The sequence below is a fragment of the Enterovirga sp. CN4-39 genome, from assembly GCF_049446235.1.
In the GTDB taxonomy this organism is placed as follows: domain Bacteria; phylum Pseudomonadota; class Alphaproteobacteria; order Rhizobiales; family Beijerinckiaceae; genus Enterovirga.
Genome location: NZ_JBMSEF010000005.1, coordinates 216482 through 233643 on the forward strand (window position 1 = coordinate 216482; position 17162 = coordinate 233643).

A 17162-nucleotide genomic window follows, 5' to 3' on the forward strand; every position below is an offset into this window, starting at 1 on the left:
CTCCTTCCGGTTAGGCGCTGAGGGTCGTGTCGTCGTGGACGATCTCGACGACGCCTGCGTTGAGCAGGAGCTTGGCGCCGTGATCGAGCGAGTGACGCGCCCAGTAGTAGTCCTGCTCCTCGTCGTAGCCGCCGAAGACGCCGATGCCCGCGCGGTTGATCGCGTGGCCGACAGCGTTCTTGGAGTAGACGAAGCAGGAGGCGGTGGATGTGCCCTGGCCGGGAAGGTCCGTCTCGGGGACGTACCACTTCACGCCCATCCAATCCTTCATCCGGGTCGGCTCGGGCATGCCCTCGACGAGCGGACGGTCGTTGACGTAGTCAGCCGACGCGAAGGACTGCAGGTCGGAGAGTTCCGCCCAGGCCGCGGGGGTGAGGGCCCCGAAGATGTCGCGGCGCGGCACCTTGGCGTTGCCGAGACGGACGATGGCCTCGTTGACCGCCGCCTTCGTCATGGACGCGGAGGGGAAGGAGATCGTCCCGGAGAGCAGCGCCGCGAAGATCTCCGCGTCGATGTCCCGGTTGATCACCGCCATGCCGCCTTCCTGCATGATGCGGCGCTGGTCGCCCTGGTCCGTGAAGATGTTGAACCGGGTGCGCTGGACGAGGTCGTGCTTCTCCTTGAGCTGCACGGTGACCTGGCTCTGGTCGTCGACCGCAGCCGGGATCAGTCCGTTCGGCCCGCGGGTGACGGCCTCGCGGTTCGTGTTGACGATGAGGAAGACGGCTTCCTTGCCGTTGACCATCGCCTCGGTGGTGACGGTGTTGCGTGCCGCCGACTGGCGGGCCTCGAAACCCGCAACGAACTCGTTGCGATAATGAGTGACGGGAACGCTCGTAGCCATTCCGGTCTCCTGTGTCTGGGAGGTTCGGGAGGGCCGTCGATCGGGTTGTCCGCGAGGGCGCGGCTGGAGAGCGGGTTGCCTCTGGTGAGGGCCGCCCTATGAGCCGCAGGGTGCGGGGCTTCTCGTTGGCTTGTGGTGGTGGGCGACGAGGCTTCCGGGGCCGCTATGCGGGTTGTCCGTCAGGTCGTCGGGTTCTTGCTCTCAGGTGAGAGCGAAGCTAGATTCCAGGGATGCGCGACGCACTAGCGGCCGGATTACATGCCGTGGCCGACATGGGTGGGCTCGGCTTAGGTGCGCCGCCTTGGACTAGGTGGTGGCGATCTCTGGCCTTAGCTGTTGGGTCCGACCGGCATAGGCGCAGGCGAGCATCGCGGCAGTTGAGAGAGTGCCGCCTCTATCACAGCGCGTAATTGATGCCCTTCTTATCCATCTTGGCGGCGAGTTCCTGAGCTTCCGCCTTCTCGGCCGGGGTGGACCGCGGGTTCATCATGATCGTCTTGTAGCGGTCGAGCATCGAGCCGCCCGACGCACCGCCGCCCGTCTCGATCGCGCCGTCCTCTGCAAGCTCCAGCCCCGCATTCACGGCGAAGCGGATGAACTCGGGGTGGTCGCCCAGGACCGTCCCGTCCGCAAGCTGGAGCCCGACGAGGTCCGGCGCCTTCTCCCCGGCATACTTCGCGATGAAGCCGTTCGCGGCCGAGACGTTCGCCTTGAAGTCCTTGCCGTATTCCGAGCGAAGCTCGACGAGGTTGTTGACCTTGGCCTCTTTCGCCGCCTCATGCCGGCGCTGGGCCGCATCCTGCGTCATCTTCATGAAGTAGTCGAAGGCAGGCTTGACCGCGGATGGAGGCACGTTCGCGTCGTGCATGTGCTTCTGAAAGCCGGCGAGATCTGACTTCAGCCCGTCGTCGGCCTGGATCGTCTCCGGGAACGCGAGGCCGTAGCCGTCCGGGTTGTCCGGGATGCCATTCGCCTTGCGGTAGGCCGCGACCTCTTCCGGGCTCGGGTTCTCGGGGAGAGCCGCCTTCAGAGCCCCGGTGGACTGCTTGCGCTCCAGTTCGCGGAGCGACTTGTAGACGTTCTCCGGCGAGGCGAAGCGCTTCAGCCGGGCGAGTTCCTTCTCGCGCTCCGCAGCCGGCAGCTTCTCGACCAGGCGGTCCCGCCAGTCGTCGCGCCATGCGGCTTCGGCCGGAGAGCCACCATCGCCCCCGTCCAGGCCCTCAGGCGCCGCGTCAGAGCCCGCGCCGCCTCCGAGCAGAGGAGCATCACCAGGAACGGCAGCACCGTCCTGAGGGGCACCGGACGCGGGAGAACCGGGAACTGGCGCCGGAGCGGAACCGGCATCACCACCTGCACCTTCAGCCATTCGTCACCTTGCGTTGCGCCGTGCGTGCGGGCTTGGGGATCAGCCGCTCGCTGGGCGTGATGATGATGCGGCGCAGCTCGCGGCCGACGAAGCGCCGGCCTTCGAGAAACGCCGTGTTCTGCCCGCCCGATGCATCGTTCGGGACGAAGCTCTGGTTGTCCGCGCCGGAGAGCGCGTGCAGGATGAACTCGACAGCCTTGATCTGGTCCGTCCCGCTGGCCTCGCCCTTCGCGAGAGCCTTGACCGCGTAGACGGTCTTCTCGTCGAGAGGCGGGGCCGCGAGCATGCGCTCGGCAACGGTGCTCACCGGTCGTTGTCCGATGGCAATTCGGGAGTTTCGACCTTGACCAGGAACCCCAGGGGGAAGGCGGCCCTTTGGAGGTGGTCGTGTTTGTCAAACCAGCAAACCGCCGCGTCACTGAAGCCTTCTGCATCGATGCTCGTGACAAGCATCGGCGGCCCGCCAGATGCCAGTCGGACCGTGTCGCCGGTCGCGGGGTCTTCGCCGGTCAGGTAGGTCCGGAGCGACCGCGTCCCGACTATGCGGGAGATCGTGTCGCCGTCGATCACTGCACCATCTCCGCACCCGGGGCCGGCAGCATGCCCGCCGATTGCAGCTTCAGAGCCGCATCCGCGCCTTGGTTTACGACCTCTGCGGCCTGACCGGCCCCCGAGAGAGCGGCGAGGACGTTGCCGGCCTGCTGCTGCCCTTGGATCTCTTCGTCCGCCTGCGCCTCGTCGACCAGCCAATCGGCCGGCGCCCCGGAGCCACGGGTCACGTCACGGACGATGCGCTTCACATCGATTGTCTTCGCCGCGGTCGGGTCGACCTGCATGGCGCCCGCGAGCGCACCGAAGACCGTCGTGGCCTGGTTGATCTTGTTCCGCTCGATCGCGTCCTGAAGCGGGTTGGAGAACGAGAACTCGAAGTCCCTCCCCTCAAGCTCGGGGGGCATCTCGCGGTAGTTGAAGGCCCGCTCCCGCATCATGATCGAGTAGGCGAGTTCCAGGATGGCCGCGTTGTATTCCGTCTCCATCGGCTCGAAGAGCGGGATGTTGGCGCGAACGAACTCCTCGACGATCTGCGCCGTCTCGTAGGCCGTCTTGGCCCCGCCCGGCAGGTTCAGCTTGGACAGGAACCATGCGTCCTTCAGAGAGGCGCCCGTGCGGAGTAGGAGCTGAACGCCAAGGTTCACATCCTGCCGGCCGCCATAGATCGGCTCGAGGATGGCGCCCGTCTTCTCGTCATAGTCCGGATCGACGATCGTAATGCCGCCCGAGTACAGGTTGATGTCGCCGCGGATCTTCTCCATCACCGCCTTCATGGGCGGGTCGACGTTCTTCTCGCCTGCTTCGAGCAGGACGCGAGCCATGGTCTGCATGCCGCGGGCGTCAGCGAGAGCCACCGTCACGGCCGGGGATACCGCGTAGGGCGAGCCCGAGATGGTCTGCCAGCGCGGGATGACGTAGCGGAACTCGTAGGAGCCTGCCTCGCGGAGCATGTGGTTGTGCTCAACGTCGAGGTAGACAGACACCCAAGGGAGCTTGCGTCCCTTCGCCTTGGCCTTGTTCTCGTACTCGTAATCGTCGGCCGGCATCATGACGTGCCGGACCTTGAACTCCTTGTCGGGGTCCTTGGCGATCGCGTCGGTGATGTCCTTGTGCAGCCCCTTCGCGCCGAATTTCTGGGCGATCTGCCTTGCCGAGAACTTCATGTCCCGGAACATCGTGTCCGGCACACCAACTGCTGACTCGGCCCAGGCGCAATCGCGGAGGTGGTGGCAGCGGAAGAGGAGCCCGTCCTTGTCCGGGTTCAGTTCAACCGAGATAACCGCATTGCCAAAGGCGGCGTAGTCGTGATCCCCTTCCTTCGTGGCCCTGATGAATTGCGAGCGGTTGGCGTAGAGTGCCTTCCGCCCGACATCCGTTATGTGGTCGTACCAGGCGGCGACCTTGGGGTCTTCCATCAGCCGCTCGTCAGGGTCGACGCACTTGAACCAGGGCTGGCCGCGGGGGCGCAGCATGGATGCGAAGGCGTTGCCGAGATCGCGCCGGCAGAGCACGGGGGTCGAATCGAACAGATGCGCGCCGAAATCCTCTCCCCACTCGTGCGTCTGGGTGAAGTCCGCACGCTCGGGGTAGAAGTGCTCGGCCGTCTCCTGCCAGAAGCTGTTCAGAGAAGCCCGCTTGGAGAACAGGGCGTCTCCACGGCGGCACAGCTCCTTGGCGTTCTCGGAGATCATTCGCCGACCTGAAGCTCACCGGGCTCGAAGAGCGGCGAGCGCCCTTGGTCGGGCCTGTAAACGCCGGGGACGGGCGTGCCGCAATATGCGACGCGAGGCCCTAGGCCGCTGACCAGAGGAGCGGGCAAGGGAGCAAGACGAGACATGATGCCCGAGCCGATTTGCGTACGCTCCAGCGCCCCATGCAGGTCGAGCGAAGCGGATTCCGCCTTCCGCGCCAACTCCTCCCGGATCATCTGGCGCGTGGCCTCAAGCTGGAAGCTCAGTTCAAGGCGCCTCTCGACCTCTCGGCTGAGGTTGAGGCCCTGGACAGCGGCGCTCTCCTCCAAGCGCCGCCGCATCTCTGCCGAGAGACGCGTGTTGACGTTTGGCCTCCGAGAGGCGGGGTCACGCAACTTCGGCATGGGCTACGCCTTCCGCTCAGCCAGCGAGCCGACATCGTCGACCCCGCCCGGCTGCGTGGCGCGAGCGCGACGCTCCGCAATCTCCACCGCTCGGTTCTTCATCTGCTCCGGGATGCTGGGCGTCTGCTCCAGATCCTCCGGGGTCGGTCCCGCGGACGGAGCGGCGCCCGTCAGGATTGGCGGCTCTTCCTCGATCGGCTCGAAGCTCGTGCCCTTCAGGTCGTCGGGCGTGGGGCCTGCGGAGGGGTGCCCGGCTTCGGCTTCGGCCCGCTCTTCACGGGCGATCTGCTGCGCCTCTCGCGCGGTCTCTTGCGGCCGGAAGGCAGTCTTGGGACCATCCGCGAGGTCTTCGGGGGTCGGGCCGGCACTGGGATGGCCTGCCTCTGCCTCAGCGCGCTCTTCCTGAGCGATGCGGGCCGCCTCTTCCGGCGTCTCGGCGGGAGCGAACCCACCCGCGGCCTTTGGCTTCCTGCCGCGCTTCGGCTTCTGGTCGGAGGTCTGCCCCGTTGCGCGGGCGGATACCGTGACGCCTTCGCGGCCGGCGTTGGACTTCGTGGTGCGACGTGCCATCACTGGGCCTCATCGGTTTGGACTACGGGAGTTCGTTCGAAGCCATCGACGCTCTCGCGAGCGGCACGAAGCTCGTCAGAAATGCGAGCCATTTTCTCAGGGGCGAGCGCCCGAGCGACCCGGAAGTCACAGCGCTCGAACGTCACCTCGTCTCGCTCAACGCTGTAAGCGGCAACGAACAGATAGGGCGCCACCCACTGCTCATCCCCGGCCATGAACGCTACAATGTCGCCGTGTCGTACGACCGCCATCAGCGTGTCCCCAGTTTGTCGTCGGAGTAGTCGCTCGACAGGATCGTGGAAGCCCGGCCGGAGCGGGCAGCATTGGCCATCTGCTCACGACGCCTCGCAGCCAGGATCGCCGGGTCTTCTGGATCCGGCATGACCGTGACAGGCTTCGGAGCGGGGGCAGGAGCGGGCTTGCTGCCGCCGAATAGTCCAGACATCAGCGTCTCCGTGTAGTAGAATGGCGAGTGAACAGGTCATCCGCCAATGACAGAAGCCACTTCTGAGTCCCGCCTATCCCAACTGGAAGAGGAACACCGCCAACACATTGAACGGTGTTCCCATATTATAGAGGACGGCAGCCGAGAATGGGACAACCGGAGACGCAGGGAGAAGCTCGTCGACAGAGCAATTTACACTGTCGCTGGATCATCGGTAATCGCAGCCGTACTTGCGTGTCTTTCTCTCGCGTGGCGAGGCTAAGACTCTTTATCGTCTCCGTCCGTGTGCGTATCCGAGATTGACCTTGGGCTGAGCCATCGGGCCTCTCGACTTCCTGTGGTCCTGTTTCGCGTGTGCGTAGCCGAGATTGGCGACTGCGGCCTGCCGATGCGTCTCGGCCCGTTCCATGGCTCTGAGCCCGCCATGCGCCCAGGCCATAACCACGCCCTCGCCTCTGTCTGGCGAGCGCCCGAGGCGCTTCTTGAGGGTGGCCTTGTCTTCGATCTGAATGATGCCCCCCGGCCGGAGCTTCCAGCGGAAGGAGGCAAGGTCGCTCGCCATCTTCGGGTCAGGGGGGAGCGCGATGGCTTGGCCGCTCTGCGGGTCCAGAGCCTCCCTGAGCTTCCAGATGTCCTGCGCCCGGACATTGAGGAAGCCCAGCTTCCCGTCCTGCGTCCGCGCTTGGGAGGGTGCCACCCCCATATAGGCGGTGACGTGTAACTCGACGTTCTCCTTGAGGTGGCCGTAGACCTTCCCACCCCAGCCACCCCCGAGATCAATGACGATCTCGCAGCCGTGCTTCATAGTGCCGACGATGATGCCGGCCATAAGCGCGCTGTCGGCAGTATCAACGCCGCGACGGGTCGTTGGATGAGGGAACCAGTTCCCGTATCGCGGCTGTAGAACGAACTCGTCAGCCCCGCCCTCTGCGCTGTCGGCCGCCAGCGATGTCATCTCCCGCCCAGGCGGGGGTTGCGGCGTCCACCTTGCCTGCGCTGCCTCGATCCAGGCTGTCGGGATGACCTGCCAATCGTCGTCCTTGCGGCCGGCGAGGAAGTCGCCCTTGAGGAGCTGCGAACGAAGCGGCTCGGGCAGGCTCTGGAGGCTGGCTCGATAGCCGGTGCGCTCCAGGAACGGGTTGTCTTCGAGGCGGGCCGGGATGAAGGTCCGGCTGCGCGGCGTGTACTCCTCGCCGTTGATGATGACCGGCTTCGGCTTCCCGTCCTCGTCGAACTCCGGCTCGTCTATCCAGACCGTGTCAGGATCGACGTAAACGGCCCACCGAAGCTCGCCGGGCTTTGCCGGGTTCGGGTGGCCAGGCTCTAGCCACGGGGCAAACCAACGGATGATCCACTCGCCTTCTGCCCCGCGTGGTGGGTTCGATGCGAGGATGACCCGGCTGCGCTGCTTCGGATCAGTCGATCGGTTCCAAGCGATGAGCGACGCGACCTGCTCCTCGAGGAACTCGGCCGCTTCGTCGAAGCCCATGAAGTCGCGAGCGCGACCGGCATAATCTCGCCAGTCGTCCGGCTCCTTGCACCCTCCGAACTTGAGTGATTTTCCTCCGGGCAGGGTCCATTCGCGGGCGCCGGGGCTCGAATTGAACGAGCCGTTACCCTTGATGATCTCCCGGGACTCGGCAATGATCCCGTCAAGCTCGGTCGACTGCCTGCGCAGGATCAGAGAACGGCTATGCTCCGTGATTGCGCACCCGACCTCAAGGGCCGTTTTCCCCCCTCCGGCGCTGCCCCCATATAGGAGTATATCCGCAAGCGAGAGGAGCGCCTGTGTCTGAGGCCCGGGCAGAGACAGCCAGGGCTTCTGCATCTCCGTCTTGAGCACGTCGAGGATGAGACGCTGCTCGTTCGGGGGGAGACTCGCAAGCTCCTTCTCGATCCGGCTGAGCTGCTCCGTAATCGGGAGAGCGAGGAAGGCGTCAAGCTCGTCCGGCTCGCCGATGGCCCGGTCAATGGCGGCCTCGCGAGGAAGGCGCCCCTGCCGCTCGATCGGGATGACCTCGACGCCCTTCGCTGCCTGTCTTGCTCCTTGATGTTGTTTGGCGGCTCTACTGGCGAGAGCGGCGAGAAGGGAACGGATCAGCACTCAGGGAACCCGATCGCCTTTGATCTCCACCCAGACGAACGGCCAGAACCCAGCGCGGATAAACTTCGCCTTCCCGGTCTCGATGGCTTGCATCTGTTCTTTCCAGAACAACCGGGCCAGCCAGACGGGAGCAGGGAACGACAGTTTCATCCTCTTAAACTACCTCGGCAAGGCTAATCACTTCGCCCGTTCTTCTGGTTCAATACGCAAGTCAAGCAAGCTCGGCCAGTGAGAATAGAGGGTGATTCCCCCTATCGCGGTCTCGGACTTGAGGTTGCAGCTCTCTGTCTTTCGGCTTTGCGGCACGAATGATCGTAAAATACGCGTGGCCAGCTCGTCCGCCCAAGCCCGAGCCGCCCTCCCCTGGAGGGGATACATCTCCCCGAGTTCCAGAAGCAGAAAGTCTGAGAGACGCTCCACCTCATCTCCCGGCAGCGTGTAATCTCGGAAGTCTTCGGTCTCAGGCTCGCCCATCCGCCGCCCTCCTATCCCGTTTAGCGGACATGCTCTCCGCCAAACTCAAGAGGGCAATGCGAGGCAAATGCCCGCCCTACCCCAGCATTTACCCCAGGACCTCTTCAGCCTGGGACACGATCGAGGTCTGTCCCGTGCCGCTGACGCTCGCGTACATCGTGCCGCCGCGGCCCTAGCCGCACCCGCCCTTGAAGCTAGCGAGCCGCGCCGCGGCCCAAGCTGCGTCCTCCGCGAACTGAGCACGGCGCTCTTCCGAGACATCCCGCCCATCTCGATCTGTGACCTTCAGCACGCCGGCCGCGATGTCCGCGGCGTGTTGCGCCGCTTGATCGCGGATCTGCTCGTAGGTAGCCTCGACATCCCTAACCAGATTGCCTTCCACGCCGTCACCCCTTCCCGATTGCCGCGTGCAGCGCCCCGATCAGGGCCAGGGCAGCCTTCCCGCGGTCACTCTCCTCAGGGATCAGATCCTTGCCGTCCTTGCCCGTGTGCTCGTGGTCGACCTTGTCGCGCCACTCAGCGGGCTTCCGGTTCTTCAGCCAGAAGATTGCGGCCGTCGTGTCCGGGGCGACGTGCTCCCGGACCGGGGCCCGAACAATCTCGCCTTGATGCTGGAACACCTTCTCGCTTTCGAAGGTGTAGCCGATCGCCTTGTGGTAGAGGCTGGCCTGCACTCTTTCGTCTGCGGCTTCCTTGCCCGTCTTTAAGGCGTTGCAGAATTCCGCGAACTGATTGCTCCAGCGCCAGATCGTAGTCCGCTCGACGCCGAAGAAGTCGGCCAATTCGATGTCAGTAGCCCCAAGCCGGCAGAGCTTTTCCGCCTGTCCCGCGTACTCTGGCTTGTATGAGCTAGGGCGCCCGGCTGGCATCACAGATATGCAGCGAACTGCCCGAATACGTCAGGGCGCGCCCGCATCTTCACCTTAGTGCGCTCGCTTACGTAACCACGCTTGAGAGCCTCGCCGAGGTAGCGCATGTTGTACCACAATCGGTGATTGCGATTGGCCGCAGCAGCCCGCCCATTAGCCGCCCGAACCTCAGCCGAGCAGAACGGCTCGTCGCCCCCTTCAGCCAGGTTCAGCAGGCGAGCGCCACGGTCCCGCGCTGCCTTGATCGCCAACCTCTCCAGATACGGCCAGTCCTCAGCTTTGCACTGAACCAACACGAGCAAGCCTGGGATCTTGCCCCGCTCGGCCAGCGACCTAATCCAGCAGCAAACAGGCGTGTTACGGCGCCGACTATCGCGAATGTGGCTCTTGAGCCGCTTCGCCGCGTCGTTCGCCTTCCCGATGTAACGGATTGCGCCGGAGGTCGGGTCGGTCAACGCGTAGATCTCGGCAGACCTCTCAGCCATTCTCTCCCTCGACCATCTGGGGTGGGGCTAAATCAGGATCGCAACGACGAGGAAGAGCGCAGACCCGACCATCCCGCCAATGACGAAGGCGAGCGTCGCCTGGTCGAGCTGCCTGCCGCCCATCACTCCACCTCCGTCTCATCCCCTGGATCGCGGTCCACGATGAAGGATTCTGGCATGGTGGCGACAACGGCCAACATCATCCCGACGTGAAGGCCAAGATCAGCAACAGGCTCGTCGCTCATCGTCTCTCGCCTCTGGTGGGTGGGGCATCCAAGAGTCTTGGATGGCTGTATTGGATGCTCACGGGCCGGTTTGGTGGCCGGCGGGATGGGACTTCTCCGACCCTATGCGCTGCCCAAAAGCGGTTCGGTCTCGGCCTTGACGCCGCCGTGAGACTTCCGCGCTATCCTGAGGGATGCGCGAGGGGGTCGGTGAGCCCCGGAATGACACCCCGGGTAAAGCAGAGCCAGCCGCGAGCGGCACTCGCTCACCGATTTGATTGACCGACGCGCATTCCTGCCGGTTTGCAGATGGAGGCGCGTAGAGGTTCAGGATGTGGGTCGGCCAAACTGGAAGTTACGCGCTCTTGCGGAAGAACTCGCCGTACATCTCAACGGCCTTCGCCGCCCGAGCCGATACGGCCTTATCGACGGTATCGAACCAAGGGGAAGCCCAAGTCGAGCCATCTTGCGTGATCTTCGCCCGGTAGAGCTTCGTGCTCGGATGCTGGATGACGCCGAGCGGGAGCTTTTTCCGGGCTCTCCTAAACGCTACGTTGAAAGCGTTCTCGGAAGGGGTCGCGGCTCTCAGGTTCGACCAGCGATTGTCGCCGCGGTTGCCGTTGGCGTGATCGATGATCGGTGGCGGCTCAGAGCCCGTCTGCACCATCCAGCAGATGCGGTGGACGAGATAGACCGAACCCAGAACAGTTACCCGAAGGTAACCGCGCGTAAGGCCGCCAACGAGATCGCCCGGCCTGGCGCGTCCCGTTGCGTATCGCCATGTGAGAGCCCCAGTAACCGGATTGTACCGGAACATCTTCTGGGCAATCTCTGGCGTCAGCTTCATGCCTTACCACGGCTAACGCACGGCTGTGCGGTGTATTTTAGGCCACATGGCCATCGCCGCAACATCCGTGCTTTGAAGCCCCAAGCTAAACTCGCGCGCGCGCGCTGTCAAGCGCCTCGTCATCGCTTTTTCTTCCGCTTCACTCGTGAGAGCCGGTTGCGGGCCGTCCTGTTCTTGGTGTCCGGCGTCTCGACCAGCGCCGCCGCGGGCATCTCGCCTTGCGCGACTAGCCAGTTGAGGAAGTTCGAGACACGCCCGACGCTTGGGTCGAACTCGCCAGACAGCATCCGCATACGCAGGAGGGCCACGGCCCACTCTGGCACGCGCGACCAGGACCGATCGTTGCTGCGGACGATGCGTTCAAGCCCTTCGATGCCGATCAGGTTGTGTCGGGCCCGGTCCATGCCGAAGATGACGTACCGCGGCATGAGCTGGCGCTCGTCCTGGACCCGCTTGCGATTCCGCGTACGCCAGTACCGGATGACGGGCGCCAACGTGGCGATTCCACGCTCGTTCATGGCCTTGATCACCCGACCTTCACAGTTCGGGTTCGTGAAGGCGACGAACCACTCCCGGGCGCCTGGCTCCTCGTCCTCTTCAGGCTCCTGCCTCACCATGGGCGAGAGCGCGTTGATGATGCTCTCGTACCGAGCGATGTCTTCCGGGGAGACCGTCGCGTTCATCTCTCGCCTCAGTTCGGTTTCGTGTAGTCGCTGGGATGGGAGGTCATGCGTGGTCCTGCTTCACCCTGATCGTCAGCACCGAGCGATCGGACTCGAACTCGTAGTGGCTGAGGACAGACATCGCGACGTTCGCGACAGTCTGGCGGAGGCGACGCCGCACCTCTTCGGCAGCCTTGTCCGCCTCTTCCTCGATCATCTCCGCGGCCCGCCGCTCTAGCTCCAACCGCACGGCCGTAACGAACGAGCCTTCATCGATCTTGCTGACCGTCATCGTCCCTCTCTCCGATCCCTGTGGTTAGGTGGTGGGGGCGTCCGTCTCTGGGCCGATGACCCAGGCGTAATCGTCGCCGCCAGTATCGATCATGTGGACCCGGTACCCACCGATGGCTTGGAGTTGCCGGTTGACGGCCTCCAGCACCTCATGCGGGGCCGCTTTGTAGTCGACGGTTTCGGCGTCAGCCGGAAGATCGTATTCCATTCCCCTCACCCTTCCTGAGCGCGTAGAGCGCGTTGATGCTCTTCCCAGAGCGATTGTCTGTCGGTCTTGAGCTTGCGCGAGATCCTGTCCGCGTGATCGTGCGCCTTGAACATCCTCTCCCGGAGAGCGAGCATTCGGTTCACCGCCTGGACCTCAAGCGGGTGGTACCGGCGCCCCTCCTCCGGCTCGAGCCAGCCTCGCTCCCGCATCTGCGACAGGTCCCGCCCGACCCGGTGGATGGCGATCTCGAGTTGCCGCGCCTTCAGCCTGGCGTGGTGCATCGATCGCTGAGCCGTCCCCTTCGGCCAGCCATCCCGCCACGAGCGGTAGACCGGGCAGAGGCTCAGCGCCGCCCGAGCCATGTAGCCGCTCATGGGAGCATGGATCTGGACGTAGCTCACTCGGCAGCCTTCCGCCTCGCCGCGCGCTCGTCCATGTGCTTCATGAGCTTCGCGCATTCCTCGGCGAAGTTCGGCACATCGTCGAAGGGGGAGCGGGTCTTCCACTCCTCGATCTTCGCCTCGCACTCGGCGATGGTCTGAGGGCCGGCGCCCGGCTTTGGCGTGCGCTGAAGTCCCCAGTCCGGCCCGCCACAACGAGCTTGCAATTCTTCGAGAGTTGGCCGCGGCCCCGTGTTCTCGGGCAGAAGTTTGCGCCGCTCGTGCGCCTCCCGCTCGCGCTGCCAGCGCTTGCGAATGGGCTCCATCTCCGCTTCGCAGGCTTCACGTACCTCAGCAATGCGTGGCGCCCATTTCAGGCGCCCCGGCAAGCCCGTGCGCGGATCGACAACGCGCCTCACGACCTCTTCCGGGTAGTCACTCAGCACGGCAGACAGCCCGGTCGCGAACACCCGCGGGTCGGAGATATCTGCTGCCGGGAAGAAGCCCATCAGCGTTGCTGCGTACTCAATGGCTGCGGAGGGCGAGCAACGGTCGGTCTTCGGCGGCGCGTACCTGTTGCCGGAGATCGTCGAAAGCGTCTTTGAAAGCTGTTCCATTGCGCTTCTCGGGGCGGTGAACGGGTTTGAGGATGCGGCCGACTAGAGGGATGGGGTCTTCCGTCCCATGGTCTCTGGCCCGCTGGATCGCGGCCAGGACACGCCCGCCATCGTTCTGGGTATCCCGAAGCCAGCGGCCGACATTCGAGCGCGCATCCCGCTCGTTGACCTTCATGGCTACCAGGATGGGGACGCCTAGCTTCCAAGCCCGTTCGATGGGGTCGGTGGGTTCCGGCGCCTCAGCGCCCGAAGCGTCAGCTTCGGAATGATCCTTGATCCTAGATCCTAGATCAGGCGTCGAAGGCTCGCGAGGTTTCGCGACTGTTCGCGAGGCGTCGTCGAACTGAGGTAGTTTCGACTTGCTGGCCTTGTCGATCTTCTGGTGTTTCAACCAGTTAGGGATGTCCAAGTAGCGGCTGCCATCTACCTCGTAACGGCGGATGCAGCTCTCGCGCTCAAGTTCCGCAAGCCACCCTTCGATCGAGGCCGGGGCGTCGTCGTCGTACGGGAAGAGAAGGCTCGCGAGCATTCGCGAGGCCGCGCGAGCCCTCCCCTCATCATCAACGATGGTCCAGAGCATGATGAAGAGCAGTCGGGCATCCCGAGACAGTTTCCCGATCGTCTCCGATTGCGGGAATTCCGGCTTGATGGAGCGAATGCGGGCCATCAGCGCTTCCCCTCGTCGGTCCAAGCGATGATGATGTCCGCGACCTTCGCTGATACGGCCTGCGGAGCGCGGTAAAGCTCCTGCCCTCCGGCTCGCACGGTCGGGATGCCCCAGCTCAGGAAGTACGCGTCCCGCTCGGCATCTTTCGCTGCGTCATGATATTCGGCACCGTCACACTCGACAGCGACATGCCGGAGGCTGCCCCTGATCCTGGCGGTGACCAGGAAGTCCAGCCGAAACCTGCCGAACTTCATCTGCGGCGAAACAATTACGCTGCTCTTCGGGAGTAGGGCGTCGCCTTCTACGTGAACAGCAGCTGGCGCCCCAGCGAAAAGCTCGCTGGTGTAGTCCTCGAACATGAGCCAAGCGAGCAGGCGGCGCTCTATGGGGCTCTCCAGAACCTCATAGGCACGAGCCCAGTCCGCGCGAGCCCTCTCAATGGCCTTCTCAGCCATCTGGCTGCTGACGCCGAATGCAGCGCACCGATCTCGAAAGCGGTTTACGGCGACCTCGAGCTGAAGCTCGGCCCCGCCGCTGGCGGTTGCGATACCCTCGTCTGAGGCCTGCGCTACAGGCTCTATCGGATAGCGCAGTCTATCTTCCTTGCAGTAGGCGCAGACCATCACGCGCGGGTTGTCCTTCAGCGTCCAGCCGGTCTCGCCAGACCCGCACGGGCAATCATCAAAGCGGATGCGACGCTCTTCGCGTTCGTTCATGCTGCCCTCTCTTGGTGAGTGGGAGAGGCGAGAGATGCGAGAATGGCTCTCCCGATCAGCTCTGGGATTTGCGGGACGACGGCGTTGCCGAGCGCTCGCAGTCGGTCCACCCGGGCGGGAACCCCATGAGCCACTCGACCCACGTCGGGTTCAGAAGACCACCACTCCCGCCCTCGGGCGTAACTGCGTTGGAGAGCCTGATCTGCTGCCCCCCAGCCTTCCGCTCGGCCACGGACTTGTTGTTCCACTTGTCTGCGTCTGAGGCCGCCGGCGTAGGCCACATTGCCACGCGTGCCGCGAGAGAGGGTGACTTGCGCCGCCGTTCCGCTGGGCAGTCTGGCGCCGACCTCGCCTGCGGCGTAGGCCACGAGCCAGAAGCGATCTCGTCGGTGAGGGGCACCAAGGGCGGAAGCCGGTATGCAATGCCACTCCGCATCAAACCCGAGCGCGGCCAGGTCTCCGAGAACACGGTCCAGCCCTCGACCAAGCAGCGCTGCGACGTTCTCCACGATGACGAAGCGGGGTCGAAGTTCGCCAGCAAGTCGGGCGATTTCCGACCAAAGGCCGCTGCGCTCGCCGTCCAGGCCGGCACCCTTGCCGGCAACGGAGATGTCCTGGCAGGGGAACCCTCCGCAGATGACATCGACCACAATTCCATCTGCGGCGAGGCGTTCTGCGGAGAGCTCTCTGACATCCTCGTAGATCGGCACGTTGGGCCAGTGCTTCGCGAGCACGCGCCTGGGGAAGGGTTCGATTTCGCAGAAGGCAACGGTCTCGAAGCCGCCCGTCCGCTCCAGGCCGAGCGAGAAGCCGCCGATGCCCGAGAAGAGGTCGAGGACACGGAGCTTGCTCATGCTGCCTCCGCAGTCGGAAGGACGGATCGAGAGCGAGGGCGCACGACGCCCCATTGCTCCAGGATGGTGATTGGCTCATCGAGGCCGCGGGTGAGGACGCAGGGGACGCCGTGAGCCGTGCAGAGGCGGCGGATGGCGGCCTGCTCCGGCCGCTCAGCGCCCTTGGCCGCCTTGAGCTCGATGAACCCGACCGGGACTACCTTGCCGCCGATGACCATCAGGTCGGGGAGGCCCTTGGTGAGGCCAGCCTGACCGAAGGCGCGGGCGTTCGGGATTGCGGCGACGAGCGTGTCCGGGTAGCCGAGAGCCCGCCAGTGGGCGATGACGGCGGATTGGATGGAGGACTCGCGGAGCTTCATGCCGCGGCCTTTCTCTCGACAGCCGCCAGCGGCATCGAGGCGGTTGGCTCGCCCATCTTCCGGAGCGCGTGCATGATCGTGCTGTGATCGCGGTTGAACTGTTGCCCGATCCAGGGGAGGCTTCTGTGCGGATGGGCCCGCCTGACGAGCCGGATTGCCTCCCACCGGATCGCGACGATCCGTGCAGAGTGGCTCGTACCGAGTATGGCTTCCGGCGTGACGCCGTATCGCCGGGCGACGCGGGCAATGATGCGCCGCGGCGGCTCAAGGGGGGCCGGAGGAGCGAAGTCCTTCGCCAGAAGGTCGATGGCGTACTTGGCCGCTTTCGTGAGTTCGGCTTTCGCCTGCCTAGCCGCTTCGGTTCGTTTGGCGGCTTCCTGCGCGGCGTGGCGACGGGCGGCGCCTTCAATCCGCTGCCGAGACTCGATCACCCGTGCGCGCATTTCCTCGATTGTGGTCGGCTCGCCGGCCGCCCTACCGATGGCATAGGGGTAGCGAGAGCCGGCCGGTTGCAGGCGGGCGTATTCCCGCTTGCAGAACGAGACGAGTTCTTGAGGCGTCTGGAAGCGTGCTTCAGGGTGATGCGGGATCATGCGGCGGCTCCCATGCCGGCCTTCTGGTCCCGCACGTATGCGAGGTAGTTCGCGACGGTCGCCTCGCTGATCTCGCTCTTCCAGTCGTGGTTGAGCTGTTGAGTGATCTCGGCCGTGTTCCGTCCGACGTTCCAGAGGGCCATCACGTGCCGGCCGAACTCGTGCCAGCCGACGACGTTCGCCTTGTCGATGCGGATGTAGACGCTAGGCTTCATGATGCTTCCTCCCGAAGAGCCTTCCGAAGACCTTCAATCGTCGTCTCAATGTCCTCAACGACGCGCGGATTGAGACGCCGACGAGACGCGCGGATCGCCGCAAGCTCATTCTCAAGATCCTTGATCTGACGTTCGACCTTCCTCTCGACGGCTTCTTCAAGCGCGAAGAAAAGGTCTGCGGAGACTTCCTTCGGGACGCGGAAGAGAAGGTTCCAGACCGTGCCGGCCGGACGCTTCAGCTTGCGCGCCACGCTCTTGATCGCGGCTTTGATGTTGCCGCCCACGACGCGCTGCTCAGCTTCGACGAGCTGCCGCGCGTATGAACTGGCGACGGGAACGGTGCTCATGGCCGTTTGCAGCGAATGGAAATGCCGGTTGTCCATGACGCGAGAACTCCAGTGCGAAGGTGGTCGCGTTGGAGGGCACACACTTGGAGGACTTGGGCTGGATCAGACTTGGAGATGTCGTGGCGGATCTGCTTGCCGGCGTGACGCCACGACGTGAGGAAAGCGTTCGACGCCCGAGCGGGATCAACGAGGCCTGCAAGCCCCTCCCCCGCTCGGGCGGTCGTAACGAATTGGTCGGCTTGGCGCGGTCCGATGTTCACCGTGTTGCTCCGGCGCGCGATGAGCCGACCCTTGCACTTTCGTGTGCGCCCCTTCGTCCTGGGCTGCCACGGGAGTCCGGCACGGTGACTGGGAATGGGAAACGGTGAGGCGAACGCC

29 protein-coding genes are annotated in these 17162 nt (G+C 64.5%); all 29 read right to left on the reverse strand.

All coding sequences use genetic code 11. The annotated features are described in order from the left end of the window. Positions 1 to 10: 10 nt before the first annotated feature. The 29 genes from ACO2SS_RS11145 to ACO2SS_RS11285 all read right to left on the reverse strand — a co-directional run bounded on the left by ACO2SS_RS11145 (position 11) and on the right by ACO2SS_RS11285 (position 16820). Positions 11 to 844, reverse strand: coding sequence for a phage capsid protein (locus ACO2SS_RS11145; protein WP_423277709.1), 834 nt, complete (start codon positions 842 to 844; stop codon positions 11 to 13). A 397-nt stretch (positions 845 to 1241) separates the two neighbouring features. Next, entirely contained in the window at positions 1242 to 2210 is a 969-nt protein-coding gene (locus ACO2SS_RS11150) for a hypothetical protein (RefSeq protein ID WP_423277710.1), read from the reverse strand. Further along, positions 2203 to 2517: a hypothetical protein gene (locus ACO2SS_RS11155; RefSeq protein ID WP_423277711.1), complete on the reverse strand. Its 315-nt coding sequence runs from the start codon at positions 2515 to 2517 to the stop codon at positions 2203 to 2205. The genes ACO2SS_RS11150 and ACO2SS_RS11155 overlap by 8 nt, the downstream gene beginning before the upstream one ends. After that, entirely contained in the window at positions 2514 to 2780 is a 267-nt protein-coding gene (locus tag ACO2SS_RS11160; protein WP_423277712.1) for a YodC family protein, read from the reverse strand. Before ACO2SS_RS11160 ends, ACO2SS_RS11155 begins: the two co-directional genes overlap by 4 nt. Next, positions 2777 to 4453, reverse strand: a complete 1677-nt coding sequence (locus ACO2SS_RS11165) for a portal protein (protein ID WP_423277713.1) — start codon at positions 4451 to 4453, stop codon at positions 2777 to 2779. The genes ACO2SS_RS11160 and ACO2SS_RS11165 overlap by 4 nt, the downstream gene beginning before the upstream one ends. Continuing rightward, complete coding sequence (locus ACO2SS_RS11170; RefSeq protein WP_423277714.1) at positions 4450 to 4857, reverse strand: hypothetical protein; 408 nt, start codon at positions 4855 to 4857, stop codon at positions 4450 to 4452. Before ACO2SS_RS11170 ends, ACO2SS_RS11165 begins: the two co-directional genes overlap by 4 nt. A 3-nt stretch (positions 4858 to 4860) precedes the next feature. Beyond that, positions 4861 to 5427, reverse strand: a complete 567-nt coding sequence (locus ACO2SS_RS11175; RefSeq protein ID WP_423277715.1) for a hypothetical protein — start codon at positions 5425 to 5427, stop codon at positions 4861 to 4863. Continuing rightward, on the reverse strand, positions 5427 to 5678 hold the full coding sequence (locus ACO2SS_RS11180) for a hypothetical protein (RefSeq protein WP_423277716.1): 252 nt from the start codon (positions 5676 to 5678) through the stop codon (positions 5427 to 5429). Before ACO2SS_RS11180 ends, ACO2SS_RS11175 begins: the two co-directional genes overlap by 1 nt. Then, complete coding sequence (locus ACO2SS_RS11185) at positions 5678 to 5872, reverse strand: hypothetical protein (RefSeq protein WP_423277717.1); 195 nt, start codon at positions 5870 to 5872, stop codon at positions 5678 to 5680. The genes ACO2SS_RS11180 and ACO2SS_RS11185 overlap by 1 nt, the downstream gene beginning before the upstream one ends. Positions 5873 to 6140: 268 nt before the next feature. Then, complete coding sequence (locus ACO2SS_RS11190) at positions 6141 to 7976, reverse strand: terminase large subunit domain-containing protein (protein WP_423277718.1); 1836 nt, start codon at positions 7974 to 7976, stop codon at positions 6141 to 6143. Further along, positions 7977 to 8126, reverse strand: a complete 150-nt coding sequence (locus tag ACO2SS_RS11195) for a hypothetical protein (RefSeq protein ID WP_423277719.1) — start codon at positions 8124 to 8126, stop codon at positions 7977 to 7979. It abuts the gene before it with no gap. A gap of 27 nt (positions 8127 to 8153) precedes the next feature. Continuing rightward, entirely contained in the window at positions 8154 to 8450 is a 297-nt protein-coding gene (locus ACO2SS_RS11200) for a hypothetical protein (protein ID WP_423277720.1), read from the reverse strand. Between the two features lie 172 nt (positions 8451 to 8622). Next, positions 8623 to 8832, reverse strand: coding sequence for a hypothetical protein (locus ACO2SS_RS11205; RefSeq protein WP_423277721.1), 210 nt, complete (start codon positions 8830 to 8832; stop codon positions 8623 to 8625). Between the two features lie 4 nt (positions 8833 to 8836). After that, the gene (locus tag ACO2SS_RS11210; protein ID WP_423277722.1) at positions 8837 to 9232 is read right to left on the reverse strand and encodes a helix-turn-helix domain-containing protein; all 396 of its coding nucleotides are present in this window, start codon (positions 9230 to 9232) and stop codon (positions 8837 to 8839) included. Positions 9233 to 9318: 86 nt separating this feature from the next. Beyond that, on the reverse strand, positions 9319 to 9804 hold the full coding sequence (locus ACO2SS_RS11215; protein ID WP_423277723.1) for a GIY-YIG nuclease family protein: 486 nt from the start codon (positions 9802 to 9804) through the stop codon (positions 9319 to 9321). Between the two features lie 122 nt (positions 9805 to 9926). Next, entirely contained in the window at positions 9927 to 10049 is a 123-nt protein-coding gene (locus ACO2SS_RS11220; RefSeq protein ID WP_423277725.1) for a hypothetical protein, read from the reverse strand. A 334-nt stretch (positions 10050 to 10383) separates the two neighbouring features. Further along, a complete protein-coding gene (locus ACO2SS_RS11225) occupies positions 10384 to 10875 on the reverse strand; it encodes an HNH endonuclease signature motif containing protein (protein ID WP_423277726.1) in 492 nt (163 codons plus the stop codon). 119 nt (positions 10876 to 10994) lie between these two features. Beyond that, positions 10995 to 11558 (reverse strand): transcription termination/antitermination NusG family protein, encoded by a 564-nt coding sequence (locus ACO2SS_RS11230; protein ID WP_423277727.1) that lies wholly within the window; start codon positions 11556 to 11558, stop codon positions 10995 to 10997. Positions 11559 to 11601: 43 nt separating this feature from the next. Continuing rightward, positions 11602 to 11829 carry a hypothetical protein gene (locus ACO2SS_RS11235; protein WP_423277728.1) on the reverse strand — a complete coding sequence of 76 codons (228 nt, stop codon included), beginning with the start codon at positions 11827 to 11829 and terminating at the stop codon, positions 11602 to 11604. A 24-nt stretch (positions 11830 to 11853) separates the two neighbouring features. Continuing rightward, on the reverse strand, positions 11854 to 12036 hold the full coding sequence (locus ACO2SS_RS11240) for a hypothetical protein (protein ID WP_423277729.1): 183 nt from the start codon (positions 12034 to 12036) through the stop codon (positions 11854 to 11856). A 5-nt stretch (positions 12037 to 12041) separates the two neighbouring features. Next, positions 12042 to 12437 carry a hypothetical protein gene (locus ACO2SS_RS11245; protein ID WP_423277730.1) on the reverse strand — a complete coding sequence of 132 codons (396 nt, stop codon included), beginning with the start codon at positions 12435 to 12437 and terminating at the stop codon, positions 12042 to 12044. Then, the gene (locus ACO2SS_RS11250; protein WP_423277732.1) at positions 12434 to 13033 is read right to left on the reverse strand and encodes a hypothetical protein; all 600 of its coding nucleotides are present in this window, start codon (positions 13031 to 13033) and stop codon (positions 12434 to 12436) included. The genes ACO2SS_RS11245 and ACO2SS_RS11250 overlap by 4 nt, the downstream gene beginning before the upstream one ends. Then, the gene (locus ACO2SS_RS11255; protein ID WP_423277733.1) at positions 12942 to 13700 is read right to left on the reverse strand and encodes a hypothetical protein; all 759 of its coding nucleotides are present in this window, start codon (positions 13698 to 13700) and stop codon (positions 12942 to 12944) included. Before ACO2SS_RS11255 ends, ACO2SS_RS11250 begins: the two co-directional genes overlap by 92 nt. Next, a complete protein-coding gene (locus tag ACO2SS_RS11260) occupies positions 13700 to 14416 on the reverse strand; it encodes a hypothetical protein (RefSeq protein ID WP_423277734.1) in 717 nt (238 codons plus the stop codon). The genes ACO2SS_RS11255 and ACO2SS_RS11260 overlap by 1 nt, the downstream gene beginning before the upstream one ends. Further along, positions 14413 to 15270, reverse strand: a complete 858-nt coding sequence (locus ACO2SS_RS11265; RefSeq protein WP_423277735.1) for a DNA cytosine methyltransferase — start codon at positions 15268 to 15270, stop codon at positions 14413 to 14415. The genes ACO2SS_RS11260 and ACO2SS_RS11265 overlap by 4 nt, the downstream gene beginning before the upstream one ends. Beyond that, entirely contained in the window at positions 15267 to 15629 is a 363-nt protein-coding gene (locus ACO2SS_RS11270) for a hypothetical protein (RefSeq protein ID WP_423277736.1), read from the reverse strand. The genes ACO2SS_RS11265 and ACO2SS_RS11270 overlap by 4 nt, the downstream gene beginning before the upstream one ends. After that, positions 15626 to 16222 carry a helix-turn-helix domain-containing protein gene (locus ACO2SS_RS11275; protein WP_423277737.1) on the reverse strand — a complete coding sequence of 199 codons (597 nt, stop codon included), beginning with the start codon at positions 16220 to 16222 and terminating at the stop codon, positions 15626 to 15628. The genes ACO2SS_RS11270 and ACO2SS_RS11275 overlap by 4 nt, the downstream gene beginning before the upstream one ends. Further along, the gene (locus ACO2SS_RS11280) at positions 16219 to 16437 is read right to left on the reverse strand and encodes a hypothetical protein (protein ID WP_423277738.1); all 219 of its coding nucleotides are present in this window, start codon (positions 16435 to 16437) and stop codon (positions 16219 to 16221) included. The genes ACO2SS_RS11275 and ACO2SS_RS11280 overlap by 4 nt, the downstream gene beginning before the upstream one ends. Then, entirely contained in the window at positions 16434 to 16820 is a 387-nt protein-coding gene (locus ACO2SS_RS11285) for a hypothetical protein (protein WP_423277739.1), read from the reverse strand. The genes ACO2SS_RS11280 and ACO2SS_RS11285 overlap by 4 nt, the downstream gene beginning before the upstream one ends. Positions 16821 to 17162: the final 342 nt, after the last annotated feature.

Coding starts and splice junctions, on each gene's coding strand:
- ACO2SS_RS11280 (WP_423277738.1), bottom strand. CDS start 16,437: ATGAAGCCTAGCGTCTACATCCGCATCGACAAGGCGAACGTCGTCGGC.
- ACO2SS_RS11235 (WP_423277728.1), bottom strand. CDS start 11,829: ATGACGGTCAGCAAGATCGATGAAGGCTCGTTCGTTACGGCCGTGCGG.
- ACO2SS_RS11230 (WP_423277727.1), bottom strand. CDS start 11,558: ATGAACGCGACGGTCTCCCCGGAAGACATCGCTCGGTACGAGAGCATC.
- ACO2SS_RS11285 (WP_423277739.1), bottom strand. CDS start 16,820: ATGGACAACCGGCATTTCCATTCGCTGCAAACGGCCATGAGCACCGTT.
- ACO2SS_RS11200 (WP_423277720.1), bottom strand. CDS start 8,450: ATGGGCGAGCCTGAGACCGAAGACTTCCGAGATTACACGCTGCCGGGA.
- ACO2SS_RS11215 (WP_423277723.1), bottom strand. CDS start 9,804: ATGGCTGAGAGGTCTGCCGAGATCTACGCGTTGACCGACCCGACCTCC.
- ACO2SS_RS11250 (WP_423277732.1), bottom strand. CDS start 13,033: ATGGAACAGCTTTCAAAGACGCTTTCGACGATCTCCGGCAACAGGTAC.
- ACO2SS_RS11145 (WP_423277709.1), bottom strand. CDS start 844: ATGGCTACGAGCGTTCCCGTCACTCATTATCGCAACGAGTTCGTTGCG.
- ACO2SS_RS11240 (WP_423277729.1), bottom strand. CDS start 12,036: ATGGAATACGATCTTCCGGCTGACGCCGAAACCGTCGACTACAAAGCG.
- ACO2SS_RS11260 (WP_423277734.1), bottom strand. CDS start 14,416: ATGAACGAACGCGAAGAGCGTCGCATCCGCTTTGATGATTGCCCGTGC.
- ACO2SS_RS11220 (WP_423277725.1), bottom strand. CDS start 10,049: ATGAGCGACGAGCCTGTTGCTGATCTTGGCCTTCACGTCGGGATGATG.
- ACO2SS_RS11195 (WP_423277719.1), bottom strand. CDS start 8,126: ATGAAACTGTCGTTCCCTGCTCCCGTCTGGCTGGCCCGGTTGTTCTGG.
- ACO2SS_RS11150 (WP_423277710.1), bottom strand. CDS start 2,210: ATGGCTGAAGGTGCAGGTGGTGATGCCGGTTCCGCTCCGGCGCCAGTT.
- ACO2SS_RS11165 (WP_423277713.1), bottom strand. CDS start 4,453: ATGATCTCCGAGAACGCCAAGGAGCTGTGCCGCCGTGGAGACGCCCTG.
- ACO2SS_RS11270 (WP_423277736.1), bottom strand. CDS start 15,629: ATGAAGCTCCGCGAGTCCTCCATCCAATCCGCCGTCATCGCCCACTGG.
- ACO2SS_RS11225 (WP_423277726.1), bottom strand. CDS start 10,875: ATGAAGCTGACGCCAGAGATTGCCCAGAAGATGTTCCGGTACAATCCG.
- ACO2SS_RS11255 (WP_423277733.1), bottom strand. CDS start 13,700: ATGGCCCGCATTCGCTCCATCAAGCCGGAATTCCCGCAATCGGAGACG.
- ACO2SS_RS11275 (WP_423277737.1), bottom strand. CDS start 16,222: ATGATCCCGCATCACCCTGAAGCACGCTTCCAGACGCCTCAAGAACTC.
- ACO2SS_RS11175 (WP_423277715.1), bottom strand. CDS start 5,427: ATGGCACGTCGCACCACGAAGTCCAACGCCGGCCGCGAAGGCGTCACG.
- ACO2SS_RS11170 (WP_423277714.1), bottom strand. CDS start 4,857: ATGCCGAAGTTGCGTGACCCCGCCTCTCGGAGGCCAAACGTCAACACG.
- ACO2SS_RS11185 (WP_423277717.1), bottom strand. CDS start 5,872: ATGTCTGGACTATTCGGCGGCAGCAAGCCCGCTCCTGCCCCCGCTCCG.
- ACO2SS_RS11265 (WP_423277735.1), bottom strand. CDS start 15,270: ATGAGCAAGCTCCGTGTCCTCGACCTCTTCTCGGGCATCGGCGGCTTC.
- ACO2SS_RS11180 (WP_423277716.1), bottom strand. CDS start 5,678: ATGGCGGTCGTACGACACGGCGACATTGTAGCGTTCATGGCCGGGGAT.